Below are 13341 nucleotides of genomic sequence, written 5' to 3'. Positions count from 1 at the left end.
CCGGCCGCCACCAGCTTGCGGCGGACCGGCCCGCGTCACCGCTCCATCAGATCCGCGACCCGGCCCGCCGCCCCGCCGTCGTCCCGGTGGCAGAACGTCTCCCGGAAATCCGCGTACGCCTCCGCGCCCGCCGCGGCGATCGCCTCCAAGTCGCCCAGCGCGTCGATCAGTTCACCGGTAGAGGTGAGCAGCGGACCCGGTACCCGCGCCTCGAAGTCGAGGGTGAAGCCGCGCAGGGTGTCGCGGTAGTGCGGCAGATCGGGGGTGAGGAAGAGCATCGGGCGGCCGGTGTTGGCGAAGTCGGCGGCCAGCGAGGAGTAGTCGGTGACCAGCACGTCCGCGGCCAGCAGCAGCTCGGTGGCGTCGGGGTGGGCGGAGACGTCGAGGGCGAAGGGCGCGTGGTGGGCGGGCAGCCGGTCGGCGACCAGCGGATGGCTGCGGACCAGCAGGACGTGGTCGTCCGCCAGCTCCTGCCGGGCCAGCTCCAGGTCGAGCGGCAGATGCAGCCGGTGGTGGCCCGCGTCGTAGGCCAGGTCGTCGCGCGGGGTCGGCGCGTACAGCACGACCTTTCGTCCGGGCTCGATGCCCAGCCGCTCGCGCACCGCGGCCGCGATCCGGTCGCGGTCGGCGGCGAAGAAGGCGTCGGTACGCGGCAGCCCGGTCTCCAGCAGCCGGCCGGAGTAGCCGAGCGCGGCGCGCAGCACCGGGGTGCTGTGGGCGTTGGGCGACAGCAGCACGCTCCACTGCCGGCTCACCCGCGGCCGCGGCGCCAGATGGGCCAGGCCCGCGCACAGGGTCCCGGTCAGGTCGGCGCCGATCCGCTTGAGCGGGGTGCCGTGCCAGGTCTGGATGATGCGCTGGCCGCCGCGCCGGGTGAACCACCGGGGCAGATGGGTGTTGGTGACCACCCAGCGGCTGTGCGCCAGCGCGCCGTGCCACTCGGCGCTGCCCACGATCACCGCCCGGGCCGTCTTCGGCACCGCGGTCTGGGCATCGCGCACCGCCCACAGATGCTCCACATCCATGTCCCGGCGGACCAGCTCCTCGTGCACCGCGCGCGGTGAGTCCCCGTACGTGCGGCCGCCGAAGCTGCTGTAGAGGACGGTGTCGCGCAGCGGACGGGAGCGGTGCAGCGCGTAGTGCTGTTCGCGCAGCATCCGGCGGCGGTAGGGGCCGCGGTCGGGGGCGGGCAGCGCGGGGCCCGCCGTGATCAGGGCCTCGTCGTGCCGGTGCCGGTCGAGGACGAGCGGCTTGCCGCGGACCGTACGGGCGGCCGGCAGCCCGTCCAGGACGGTCGGCGCGCAGCGGACCGGGACGTCCAGCGGGGAGCCGGGCGCGCCCTGTTCGCGCAGGTGCAGCGTCCAGCGGCCCTCGCGCAGCGGCACCGTCCCGGCGAGCGAGGGCAGGGCGCCCAGCGGCAGCGCGCAGTGGAAGCGGCCGTCGTCGTGGGTGGTGGGGAAGGCCAGCTCGGCGGCGTGCGCCCCGTGTTTGAGGACCAGTTCGGTGGTGTGCGGCGCGGCGTCCGGCAGCCGGCCTGCCACCAGCAGGGTGCCGTCCGGGCGCCACAGCGCCCGGTCCAGGTACGGCTGCGGGATGCGGTCGTGCAGGACGAGGTCGCCGGCCGGGGTGGCCGCGACGATCAGCTCGCGGCCGTGCGGGAGCGGACAGGCGAGGGGCGCGAGCCAGGGGTCGCAGGCGATCGGGTCGGTGCCGCCGCCGGCCAGGACCAGTTCGGGCAGCCAGCTCTCGGTGTGTGCCGGCGGGATGGCCCGGGGCGCCCCGTCCCGGGTGGGGCGCGCGGCGACCAGGGCGTCGAGACGGATACGGAAGGTCAGCCGGGGGCTGGGGGCGCGGCGCGCGGCGCCGGACGCGGGGGGCGCCGCCTCCGCCTCCCCGGGACCCGGCTCGCCCGGCGGCTCCGTCTCCACCGGGAACGACACCACCGTGCCGGTCCCCTGGTGGGTCACCCGCAGCGCGGCGGGCGGCCGGCCGGGCGCGGTGACGGTCAGGTCCAGGGTGCCGGCCGCGGCCGCGTGCCGGCCGGCCAGCCACCGGGTACGACGGGCCACCGACAGCCGCAGCCGCCCGTCCACGTACCGGGGCGTGAGCCGTACGGCGCCGTCCGCGCCGTCGCCGGCCACGTCATGGGTGCACGGGGCGGCGCCGGAGCCGGTCTCGGGTGCGCCCAGCGGCGCGGTCCGCAGCACGCCGGCCGACGCCAGCAGCACCCCGACCGTCCACTCGCCCTCCTCCCAGCGCCCGCCGCTGCGCAGCCGGGCCGGATCGAGCCGTACCTCGAAGCCCGACCAGTCGTAACAGTGCAGCTCCTGACCGGACTCGGCGGTCGCCTCCGGCATCAGGACCGGCCGCAGCGGCAGCAGCACCCGTCGCCGCCCGCACGACAGCACCACGGTCCTGAGGTAGCTGTGCCGGGCCGCGGCGTCCAGATTGCGGATATGGGCGTAGCCGCGCAGCACCAGCGTGCCGTCCTGCCACGTCGCCGACGTGAGCCGGGCGCGTACCGGGAAGTCGGCGCCCGCCAGGCGGGTCACGCCCGGCGGCAGCTCCAGCGGCGGCGTCAGCGGCAGCACCGCCCGCTTGCGCAGCGGCGGTCCGGCGACGGTGAACCCGCCCGGGTTGCGGGCCTCATGGGTGAGCAGGGCGAGCAGATCGGTCAGCCGTCCGGTGCGGATCAGATACCAGCGCATCCGCAGCTCCACGGGGAGCGTGGGGAACAGCCGCGGGTCGACGCCGGAGAGGAAGTCGCGGGCGCAGTCCAGGAATGCGGTGCGGTACTCGGGCGTGGCCGCGGGCAGCGCGTCGACCAGGTCGAGCAGCCCGTCGGTGAGCTGTGCGCGGTCGTAGTCCCGCCGGTGGGCGCCGAGCCGGGGGCGGGTCGGGTCGCCGAGGAAGCGCCGGATGCCGGCCACCACCGCGAACCGGTCCCGCACGCCCCGGGCATCGGGCCGCCGGTGGCGGTCGGGCCCTTCCGGCAGCCGCCAGTAACAGACGTGCTCGTGCAGCACATCGACCGCCTCGGCGAGGAAGTGCGCGGGCAGGGTCGCCGCCGCGTCATGGCAGAACTCCCCCTCGGGGAAGGCGAGTTCATGGGCGTCCCAGAAGGCGCGGCGGAAGACCTTGTTGCGGGCGAAGTGGTCGGACAGCAGCGTGAGGTCCTCGCTGATGTGGGTGCGCAGGACGGTCTCGCGGCCGGCCGGATGGTGTGCGGACTGGCTGCGGCCGGCCGCGCCGAGCCGGTAGACGTTGCCGGTCGCCAGGTCCGCACCGGACTTGTCCAGCAGGCCGGTGAGGTCCTCGTACGCGCGCGGCAGCAGCACGTCGTCGGCGTCGAGAAACGCCAGGTATTCGGTGTGCGGATAGGCGTGCCGGGCACCGGTGTTGCGGACCGCGCCACAGCCGGGGGCCGGGTCGCTGCCGGGGTGGTGGACGATCCGGAACCGCGGGTCCCGCTCGGCGAAGCGGCGGGCGAGGGCCGCGGGCGTGTCCGGTGCGGCGGCGTCCTCGCCGCTGTGTGCCGGCGGACCGTCCACCATCACCACATCCAGCGCGGTCAGCGTCTGCGCCGCGACCGACTCCAGGCACTCCTCCAGATTCCGCTCGGATCCCTCGGTGCGATGGACCGGGATGACGACGGTGAGCCGAGGCTTCATACGTGGACCGAGCCTTTCCGGACGGGCGATGCACAAGACCGGTCCGTTCAACTCGCGCGCGGCGGCACGGTCACCGGATCTGCGCTGAAAGGGTGAGAGTCCTCGTCGGCGGTGCGTGTTGCCTGGATGACGTTCCGTGCGCAAAGGTCGGCGCGCCGTAGTGCCGGGCTGCGTTCGATGCCGTAGACCCGTTCACAGCTTGCCGGCGCCCCGTGCGCCCCGATTCCTCAGGGAAGGTGACCGCGTCCTGATGCCCGGCCGAACCGACAGCTCCGCCGCCACCGACAGCCTCGACACCGAGCCGCCCGGCGGTGACACCCGGCACCCGCGCCCCGCCCGCCCCGCGGGGACCGCGCCGTCCGCCTCCACCGCGCGGCTGCCGGCCGACCGGGGGCGCGGCGGCCCGGCGCGGCTGCTGCCCGCCCGGTCCCCGTTCCGCAGCCAGCTGCGGCGGATCGGCACCGGTCGGGTGCTGGAGATCGGCTGCGGGGAGGGCGACACCCTCGCCGACTGCGCGCCCGGCAGCGTCGGGGTGGACCACGACCCGCAGTCCGTGGAGCACTGCCGGGCCCGCGGGCTGACCGCCTATACGGCCGAGACGTTCCTGGCCAGCGCGCACGCCAGGCCCGGCGCCTTCGACGCGCTGCTGATCGCGCACGTCCTGGAGCATCTGGACGACGAGCAGGTCGAGAGCCTGCTGCGGGCCTACGTCCGCTACGTACGGCCGGGCGGCGGGGTGCTGCTGATCACCGCACAGGAGGCCGGGCACCGCGCCGGCCCCACCCCGGTGCGCTTCACCGACTTCGCGCTGCTGCGGGCGTTCGCCGCCTCCGCGGGCCTGGCGGTGCGGCGGACGTACTCCCATCCGCTGCCGCGCCCGGCCGGGATGCTGCTGCGGTCCAATGTGTTCGTGCTGGTGGGGCAGGTGCCGCGGTAGCGCGGACCGGAGCGGGGTGCCCCGGTCCGGTCCGCGACCGGCGCCTCAGTGTCCGCGGGCCCGCTTGCGGGCCTTCACCAGGGCGCGGGTGACGATCGGCGGCAGGACGTCCAGGGCCACCCGCCGCACCGCGCTGCGCGTCGGGAGGTGCGGGCCCGGGCGGGCCGCGGAGGCCGCCGGGGACTGTGCCGGCTGCGGGACGGAGGCGCCCGCGGAGCGGTGCCGCGAGGCCGGCTGGGCGGGTTCCCGGGCGCCCTTGGCGCTCAGCCGGATCAGCGGGGCGTCGTTGACGAACTGCACCTCGTGCCAGATGTCGCCGCGGGCCGCTATCCACTCCAGCAGCGCCTTCTGCAGCGGCTCGGGGTCGCCCCAGGTCCCGTAGAACTTGGTGCCGGTGATGCAGATGGGGCGCAGCCCCTCGTTCGCGACGGCCTGCCAGGTGGCGGCGGCCACCCCGGGGCAGTGCTCGGCGCGGTAGTCGTCCATCACCACGACGCCGTGCGCGGTGAGCAGCGAGCGCACCGCGAGGATGTCGCCGTGCACATGCTCGTAGAGATGGGAGGCGTCGATATGGGCGAAGCGCACCGAGCCCTCGTCGACATGGTCGGTGACGACCGAGCTGAGGCCCTGGACGATGGTGGGCAACTCCTCATGGAACGCACGGTAGTTCGCCTCGAAGGCCCGCCGCGTCAGGGTCGCGTAGGACTTCTTCATCTCCTTGGAGTTGGAGGCGTCCTCGGCGGGGGAGTCGAAGAGATCGCAGACCGTGAAGCGCTCGCCGGCGCGCAGCCGGGCACCGAGGAAGATCGCGCTCTTGCCCATGTACGCGCCCAGTTCGAGCAGATCCCCCGGCTCGGATTCCTCCTGCTGGTGTGCCAGGAACCAGTCGAACATCAGCTGGTCGGCGGTGAAGAACCAGCCCTTGACCTCGGACAGCCGGGTGGGGCGCGGCAGTGCGGCACTCTCTGCGATGGGGGCAGTCATGTGCGGTCCGTCTCCAGACGGTCGGGAACGTAGGACGAATGACGACGCGTAGGTGAGGGGGATTGTGGCGATATGTTCCGGCGCTGTCCGCCGTGGATATGCGGGTGCTGCTCGGTGCTGCCTGTTGTTGTCGGTGTCTCCGCGGTCCGGGTCGCACCCGGTGTCGCGGCCGCTGCGCACGGGCGCGGCCAGGCCGGGCCCGGGGGCGCCACTGCTCGGTTCGAGAGTCGTTTCGAGCGCCGCTCCGGCAGTCTCCATGACGAAGCCGGGTCGCACCATGCGTTTCACGGGACCCGCATCGTAGGGGGAGAAAAATGAACGGAAGATGGCGTGCGGCGTCGTGCCCCGTATGCCCGCGGTCTCACTTCACCGCGCCGGCCATCACTCCGGAGACGAACTGGCGCTGGAAGGCGAAGAAGACGATCAGCGGCACCACCATCGACAGGAACGCACCGGGCGCCAGCACATCGATGTTGTTCCCGAACTGCCGCACCTCCTGTTGCAGGGCGACGGTGATCGGCGGATGGCTGCTGTCCGCGAAGATCAGCGCGACCAGCATGTCGTTCCACACCCACAGGAACTGGAAGATCCCCAGCGAGGCGATCGCCGGACCGCCCAGCGGCAGCACGACGCGGGTGAACAGCCGCAGCTCGCCCGCCCCGTCCAGCCGGGCCGCCTCCAGCAGCTCGCGCGGGATCTCGGCGAAGAAGTTCCGCAGCAGGAACACCGCGAACGGCAGCCCGAAGGCCGTATGGAAGAGGATCACCCCGGCCGTCGTCTCGAAGAGCCCCACCGCGCCGAACAGCTTGGCCACCGGGATCAGCGCCACCTGCACCGGCACCACCAGCAGCCCGACGACCACCAGGAACCAGCCGTCGCGGCCGGGGAAGTCCAGCCAGGCGAAGGCGTAGCCGGCCAGCGAGCCGATGACGACGACCAGCAGCGTCGCCGGCACGGTGATCGCCGCCGTGGTCAGCAGCGAGCCCATCACCTTGCCGTTGGACAGCAGCTGGCTGTAGTTGTCCCAGGTGAGCTGGGCCGGCTGGGCCAGGACCCGCCACCAGCCGGACTCGGCGATCTGCTGCGGGCTGCGCAGCGAGGACAGCAGCAGCCCCACGGAGGGCATCAGCCAGAACAGTGCGACCAGGATCAGGAAGATCCGCAGCGCACCGCCGCCGGCCCGGGCCGCGATCCGGGCCGGGAGCGGCTGCCGGGCGCGTACGGGACCGGCCGGCCGGGGCCGCTCGGCCGGTACGACTCGGTCCACGGTCGTCATCGGCGACGCTCCTTCCGTATGCGCCGGAGGTTGACGTACATCACCGGCAGCACGAGCAGCAGCAGGAAGACGGCGATCGCGCTGCCCAGCCCCTCGTCGACATCCGTGCCGAACGACGACTGGAAGAGCTGGAGCGCCAGCACGTTGGCGGACCGGATGCTGGAGCCCGGCGCGATGATGTAGACCAGGTCGAAGATCTTCAGCACATTGATCATGAGGGTGACCAGCACGACCACCAGGACCGGGGCCAGCAGCGGCACGGTGATCCGGCGGAAGACCTGCCACTCCCCGGCGCCGTCCACCCGGGCCGCCTCCAGCAGCTCCCGCGGGACGCCCGCCAGCCCCGCCGCGATCAGCACCATCGCGAAACCGGCCCACATCCAGACGTAGGAGCCGATGATGGCCGGGGTGACCAGCGCCGGGCCCAGCCAGTCGACGCCGCGGTAGGCCTCGGCGAAGTTGGCCGCGGGCAGCCGGAGCCGGGCGCCTGAGGCCCGGTCGCCGGGCAGCGTGAAGGTGCCGTCGGCCGCCGTCGTCGCCGAGGCGACCACCCGGCCGCCCTTGACCGCCTCGATCGTCAGCCCGGCCAGCGCCTTCTCGTTGCCGTCGAGGACGTTCGGGCGGCCGCCGCCCCCGCGGGTGAAGTCCAGCCATACGGTGCCGGTGACTGCTCCCGGGCGGGGGCGGGCGGCGGCCGCGGGCCGGGCGCCGCGCAGATCGCCCGGCTGGACGGCGACCAGCGGCAGCCGCACCGAAGACCCCGCACGGACGGCCGCGCGCGTGGTGTACCCGCCGGCGCCGGACGGCGCGAGGCCGGACCTGGGCCGCGGTTTGGCGCCCGGGAACGGCGCCGGGTCGGCGAACGTGTCATGGAGGCCGACCCACACCGCGTTGGCGACACCGCGCTCGGGGTCCTGGTCGTAGACCAGCCGGAAGATGATGCCGGCCGCCAGCATCGAGATCGCCATCGGCATGAACACGATCAGCTTGAAGGCGGTGCCCCAGCGGATCCGCTCGGTCAGCACCGCGAAGATCAGCCCCAGCGCCGTCGAGACCGTCGGCGCCACCACGACCCACAGGACGTTGTTCTTCAGCGCCGTACGGATGCCGTCGTCCGCGAACATCGCGCCGTAGTTGCCCAGCCCCACAAAGCCCTTGCCGGAGGCGTCGAACAGGCTGCGGTAGACGGAGAAGGCGATGGGGTAGACGACCAGCGCCCCGAGCAGCAGCAGCGCCGGCAGCAGGAACCCCGCGGCGATCCACGGCCGGGTGCCCGGCACGCGCAGCCGCACCCGGCCGCCGCCGCTGGGCCGTCCCTCGCGGAGCCGCCCGCCGCTGGGCCGTCCGCCGTGTCCGCTGCTGACCTTGCTGACCTCTGCGTCGCTCATCGTGACGGTCCCCCGGTCCCGGTCGAGGCGGTCGGCGTCAGTGCCCGAACGACCGGGCGGCGTCCTTCTCCAGCCGGCTCTGGATGCCCGCGACGTCCTTGGGGTTCTTCAGGAAGTCCTGCAGGTCCTTCCACTCGCCCTGGCCCGGCTTGCCGCCGAAGGAGGCGGGCGCCTGGTCGGACATGTCGAAGCGGAAGTCGTCGCCCGCCGCGATCAGCGCCCTGGCGATCGTGCGCATGACGTCGTTGGCGTACGCCGCCTGGTCGAGCGCCTTGTTGGGCGAGAGGAACCCGCCGGCCTGCGCCCAGATCTTGGCGGCGTCCGTCGACGCCAGGAACGTCAGCAGCGCCTGCGAGGCCTTGGTGTCCTTGAGGGCCACCGCCACATCGCCGCCGGTCACCACCGGGGACTTCGCGCCCACCGCGGGGAACGGGAAGACCTTGGCGTCCGTGCCGACCTTGGCCTTGGTCTGGCTGATGTTGGCGGCGGCGAAGTCGGCCGAGGAGACCATCGCGGCCTTGGGGGCACCGCCGCCGCTGAAGGTCTGGGTCACCGACGTCGGGAAGTCCGTCTGCAGGGCACCGGAGTTACCGCCGGCGAGCAGATCCTTGTGCCCGAAGAGCCCACCGAGCGTGGTCAGCGCCTGCGTGACGGACGGGTCGGTCCACTTGAGCTTGTGCTGCGCAAGTTGGTCGTACTTCTGTGGCCCCGCCTGGGAGAGGTAGATGTTCTCGAACCAGTCGGTCAGCGTCCAGCCGTCCGCACCGCCCACCGAGACCGGCGGGGCGCCCGAGTCGGCGAGCGTCCGCGCCGTGGTGAGGAACTCCCGCCAGGTCTTCGGCTCCTTGACGCCGGCGTTGTCGAACGCCTGGGCGTTGTACCAGACCAACGACTTGTTGCTGGCCTTGAAGTAGACGCCGTACGGCGTGCCCTTGTGGGCGCCGAGGTCCTGCCAGCCCTTGGTGTAGTTCTTGGTGAGCTGCGCCCTGGCGTCCGCGCCGAGCGGCTTGAGCCAGCCCTTCTGCGCGAACTCGTGGAGCACACCGACCTGTTGGAGCATCGCGACGTCCGGCGGCCCGCCACCGGCGATCTTGGAGCCGACGAAACCGGCCATGTCGTCCCCGCTGGGCACGAAGTCGACGGTGGCCCCGGTGCGTTGTTCGAACTCGTCCAGCACCTTGACGAAGTTGGCCCGCTCCGGCCCCGTCCAGACCGCGGTCACCTGCAGCTTCTGGCCGCTGAGGTGGGGGAGCCGGACGGTGGGGGCGGTGCCGCCGCCCTTGCTGCCGCCGTCCGCGTGGTCCTTGCCGCCGCCGCTGCCGCCGCAGGCGGTCAGCGCCAGGGCGAGCACCGCGGTCGCCGCCACTGCGGTCGTGGTGCCGAGCGCCGTGCGGTCGAGTCGTCTGCGCATCCCCGTAGCCCCTTATCGCTGCGCCTGCCGTGCCGGGTGCGAAGGGAGAGCCGTGTCACGTCGTGCCGCGGCGTCCCTGCGGTGCCGTTCGCGTCGTGCCGAGCGGTGGTGCGGTGTGTCGCGCTGCGCCTCGTCGTGCGGGTCGGTGTGCGACAGTCCTACGCCCGGGCCGCGGGGTCCGCAATACCGCGTTCCGCGTCAACTGACCTTTCGTGATGGGGCTGTTACGGACCCCCTAGGGGTTCACAGCAGGGGTGGGGCGGCTGCGGCGCCTGAGGACTGTGCGGCCCGCTGGAGCGCACTGGCCAGCAGCGCCAGGTCCGTCGGACCGTTGCCCAGCTCGCGCAGCGGCCGCCGGGCCGGCGGGTCGCCCATCCGCGCCCACTCCAGGGGCACGACCGTCGGCCGGAGGGTGGACGTCCGGGGTATCCGCCCGGTCACCCGGCCCGCCTGGAACGGCGTCGAGGAGCCGTCCGCCGCGCGGTGCAGCCGTCCGCGGCCGGGGGGCACCGGCTCGGACGCCTCGTCGGCGGCGCCCAACTGCACCCGCAGACCGGCCCGTTCACTCGTCGCCGTCTCGGCCGTACGGTCCGGATGGCCGGTCGCGGCTATCAGATGGACCCCGACCGCCGCCCCGTCCCGGGCCACCGCCTCCAGGGCCCGCACCACGGAACCGGCGGCCGGCCGGCCCATGCTGCCCAGTGCCGGCGCCACCAGCGCATCGAAGTCGTCGACCAGCACGAACAGCCGCGGCATCGGCACCGCCGCCTCCCCGCCGTCCGCTGCGGGGGCCCCGCTGCGCGCCCGCAGCCGCAGCGTCCCGGTCGTCGACGGGTCCGCATCACCGGCCGCCGACCCGCTGGTGCCCTCGGTCGTCCGCCGCGGGGCGACGATCCGCGGCGCCGGCAGATGCCGGCTGCGCCACTCGGCGAACGGGGTGCCGCCGAGTATCTCCGTGCGCCGCTTCAGCTCGGAGGACAGCGCCTGGGCGAACTCCCGCATCCGGACCGGCTCCGAGGCCGCGAGGTACGTCGTGACGTGCGGCAGGTCCGTACACACCCGCAGCCCCTCACCCCGCTCGCTGCCCCCGCCGTCCACCAGCACCAGCGACAGCAGATCCGGGCGGTCGGCGGCCGCCAGCGAGGCGGCCAGCGCCCGCAGCAGCTCGGTCTTGCCGGTGGCCGCCGCGCCTTCCACGAGCAGATGCGAGCCGTCGGCGGCGAGATCGGCGCCCAGCGGGCCGTGCGGACCGGCGCCGAGCACCGCGACGGCGCCCGCCCGGTCGGTGTCCAGGGCGGCGGCCCAACGGGCCATCAGGGACGCCGGGGTGGCGCGAGCCAGCCCCAGCTCGTCCAGCAGCCGCGCCGCATCCGGCAGCGGGACGGCCGCACGGGGCACCGCGGCACCCCCGGCCGGCGCATCGGCCTCGCGCAGCGGCGCCAGCGCCCGGGCGAACCGCTCGGCCCAGGCACCGGAGACCGCGTCCACCGTCGCGACCGTGCCATGGGGGCCGGAGCCCGGCTGGACGACGCGCAGCGCCGTGGCGACATCGCCGCTGAGCACCGCGACCGCCCCGCACTCCCCGAAGGCGGGCGACGCCGCCCGGGCCGCCTCGTACGTCGCGGCCAGCGGGAAGGCGGGGGAGGAGGCCGGGGTCTCGGCCAGGCACAGCAGGTGGATACCGGCCGCCGGGCCGCACGCCGCGAGCCGGGCGGTGGTCTCGCGCAGCGCGGCGGAGCCGGGGTCGCCGTCCACGATCACCACGGTGAACGGGCCCTGGTGGCGGGCCGCGACGGCGGCGGTCTCCGCTCGCGCGGCGTCGGCCCAGCCGGGACCCAGCGGGCCGTCCTCGATCCGCCGCACCAGCTCGGACGTACGGGCCGCGGCCTGCTCCTTGTCGTACGCCAGCAGCAGCCGGCAGTCCTGGCCATGGGCCGGGCGGACCTGCGGCAGCCAGCCGAGCCAGGACCATTCGGCCACCCGCTCCTCGGTGGGGCGCGCCCGGTCCGCGCTGATCAGCACGATGTCGAGGGTGCCGGGGGAGTGCAGCGCGGCGAGCTGGGCGAGGGCGCAGCGGGCCAGCCCGGTCAGCCGGGCCCGCGGTCCGGCCAGACCCAGCGAGCCGGCCCGGCGCAGCCCGACGGTCACCGGCGCCGCGGCCCGGCCGCCGCTGCGGGCGGCCGTCCCCAGCCGGACGGTCAGCGCGTCGGGATGGTCCGGGCCGCGCTCCCAGAGCCGGGGGCCCGGGCCCAGGGCGGTGAGCAGGATCGCGGCGGCGTCCGGCCATCGCTCGTCCGCGGCGGGCCCGGACACCGCCTCGGCCGCCCAGGTCTCCCCGGAGGCGTCCGCGGGGGCCGGCGCCGGGCCGCCGGCGGGCGGGTACGCCACCGGGAGGGTCTCGGGCCGCTCCACGGCGGGCCGGCCGCCGGCCAGCCGCCGCGCCCAGGCGCCGATACCGCCCCGCCGCCCGCCCTTACGGGAGGACTCCTCGGCCGGCGCGAGCGCCTGCTGCCCGCCGTGCGTGCGGTCCTGCGCTCCGCCGGGGAAGCCGTCGGCGCGCTCCGGGGCCCCGGCGGCGTCGGTCCGGGCGCCGTCGTCGGTGCGGTCGTAGACATGGCCGCCGGAGAGATCCGGGAAGGCGGCCGCGGGGGCATGCCAGGTGGCCGGGCCGGCGTCCGGCGCGCCCTGCCACGGCTGGTCGCCGCCGGTCGGGGTGCCGCGCAGCGGGGTGTCCCGCCGCCGGGCCTCCGCTGCCGGGCGGGACGGCGGTACGGGAGCGGAGGCGGCCGCCGGGCGGCCGTACCCGGCTCCCGCATACGCCCCGCCGGCCGCGGCGGTGGCCCCCTGCGGACCCGGTGCCGCTCCGTGGCCGGCACCTCCCCCGCCCGCCGCCCGCCCCGCCGGGGAAGCGCCTGCCGCCCCCGGGGTGATCCGCAGCTGTCCCTCGCCGTCGGGGGCGGTCGCCAGCGCCGGGTCCGGGGCGCCGGGCGCGGACTGCAGGCGCAGCGCGGATTCGCCGATCCGCAGGAGCGCGCCGGGCCGCAGCGGCGCGGGCTGTTCGCCGAGGTCGGTGCCGTCCACGGCGGTGCCGTTCGTGGACCGCAGGTCGGCCACGGTCACCGCGCCGTCGGGACCGACCGTCACGGCGCAGTGCAGCCGGGAGACATCGGGGTCGTCGAGCGGGACATCGGCGTCGGCGGAGCGGCCGATGCGGATCTGGCCGCCGTGCAGCAGATGGACGCCGCCGGCGTCGGGGCCGGAGATGACGCGCAGCCGCGCCGAGCCGTGCGGCAGGCCGTGCGCCGGGGAGGGGCCGGGGCCCTGGAGGGAGAGCACCGCGCCGTCGATCAGCGGGGGCTCGCCGAGCGCCGCGCGCTGCGGATCGAGCCGGTCGGACCCGGCATACAGCACGACGGGGGCGCTGCTGCTGCCCGCGCCGACATCCGCGCCCGAGCCCGCCACGGAGGCGGCGAGCGAGCCGGCCACCGCCGCCAGTGCGGTCCCGGCGGGGGCCGTCACGAGCACGTCGCAGGCCCGAGTGGTGTGGCCGCTGCGCGGCCCGAGGACGGTCAGCCGGATCTGCATCGCCGTCAACGGTCCCTTCTGCCGGGATCCGCAGGGGGTCCGCTCATCCCCCCACCGCACCCGGGCACGTCGGCACGGACAAGTCCCAA

7 protein-coding genes are annotated in these 13341 nt (G+C 75.0%); 1 reads left to right on the top strand and 6 read right to left on the bottom strand.

The genetic code is table 11. From position 1 onward, the window contains the following. Positions 1-35: 35 nt before the first annotated feature. Positions 36-3671 (bottom strand): bifunctional glycosyltransferase/CDP-glycerol:glycerophosphate glycerophosphotransferase, encoded by a 3636-nt coding sequence (locus BKA18_RS13995; RefSeq protein WP_366043430.1) that lies wholly within the window; start codon positions 3669-3671, stop codon positions 36-38. Positions 3672-3921: 250 nt separating this feature from the next. Between BKA18_RS13995 and BKA18_RS13990 the strand changes: the two genes are divergently transcribed. Continuing rightward, positions 3922-4608, top strand: coding sequence for a class I SAM-dependent methyltransferase (locus BKA18_RS13990; RefSeq protein ID WP_366043429.1), 687 nt, complete (start codon positions 3922-3924; stop codon positions 4606-4608). A 45-nt stretch (positions 4609-4653) separates the two neighbouring features. Here BKA18_RS13990 and BKA18_RS13985 read toward each other — a convergent pair whose 3' ends face one another. The 5 genes from BKA18_RS13985 to BKA18_RS13965 form a co-directional block, all read right to left on the bottom strand. Continuing rightward, entirely contained in the window at positions 4654-5592 is a 939-nt protein-coding gene (locus tag BKA18_RS13985) for a class I SAM-dependent methyltransferase (protein WP_366043428.1), read from the bottom strand. Positions 5593-5953: 361 nt separating this feature from the next. Next, on the bottom strand, positions 5954-6868 hold the full coding sequence (locus BKA18_RS13980; protein WP_366043427.1) for a carbohydrate ABC transporter permease: 915 nt from the start codon (positions 6866-6868) through the stop codon (positions 5954-5956). Next, on the bottom strand, positions 6865-8256 hold the full coding sequence (locus BKA18_RS13975) for a carbohydrate ABC transporter permease (RefSeq protein WP_366043426.1): 1392 nt from the start codon (positions 8254-8256) through the stop codon (positions 6865-6867). Before BKA18_RS13975 ends, BKA18_RS13980 begins: the two co-directional genes overlap by 4 nt. A 37-nt stretch (positions 8257-8293) precedes the next feature. Beyond that, positions 8294-9667 carry an ABC transporter substrate-binding protein gene (locus BKA18_RS13970; RefSeq protein ID WP_366043425.1) on the bottom strand — a complete coding sequence of 458 codons (1374 nt, stop codon included), beginning with the start codon at positions 9665-9667 and terminating at the stop codon, positions 8294-8296. 243 nt (positions 9668-9910) lie between these two features. Beyond that, complete coding sequence (locus BKA18_RS13965; RefSeq protein WP_366043487.1) at positions 9911-13252, bottom strand: FHA domain-containing protein; 3342 nt, start codon at positions 13250-13252, stop codon at positions 9911-9913. Between the last annotated feature and the right edge of the window lie 89 nt (positions 13253-13341).

This window comes from Streptomyces auratus, assembly GCF_050433025.1.
Lineage (GTDB): Bacteria > Actinomycetota > Actinomycetes > Streptomycetales > Streptomycetaceae > Streptomyces > Streptomyces sioyaensis.
This window is presented reverse-complemented; position numbering and strand designations above follow the sequence as displayed.

Bases quoted from the DNA above. Each gene is read 5' to 3' on its own strand.
- BKA18_RS13995 (WP_366043430.1), bottom strand. From the start codon at position 3,671: ATGAAGCCTCGGCTCACCGTCGTCATCCCGGTCCATCGCACCGAGGGA.
- BKA18_RS13965 (WP_366043487.1), bottom strand. From the start codon at position 13,252: ATGCAGATCCGGCTGACCGTCCTCGGGCCGCGCAGCGGCCACACCACT.
- BKA18_RS13990 (WP_366043429.1), top strand. From the start codon at position 3,922: ATGCCCGGCCGAACCGACAGCTCCGCCGCCACCGACAGCCTCGACACC.
- BKA18_RS13985 (WP_366043428.1), bottom strand. From the start codon at position 5,592: ATGACTGCCCCCATCGCAGAGAGTGCCGCACTGCCGCGCCCCACCCGG.
- BKA18_RS13975 (WP_366043426.1), bottom strand. From the start codon at position 8,256: ATGAGCGACGCAGAGGTCAGCAAGGTCAGCAGCGGACACGGCGGACGG.
- BKA18_RS13970 (WP_366043425.1), bottom strand. From the start codon at position 9,667: ATGCGCAGACGACTCGACCGCACGGCGCTCGGCACCACGACCGCAGTG.
- BKA18_RS13980 (WP_366043427.1), bottom strand. From the start codon at position 6,868: ATGACGACCGTGGACCGAGTCGTACCGGCCGAGCGGCCCCGGCCGGCC.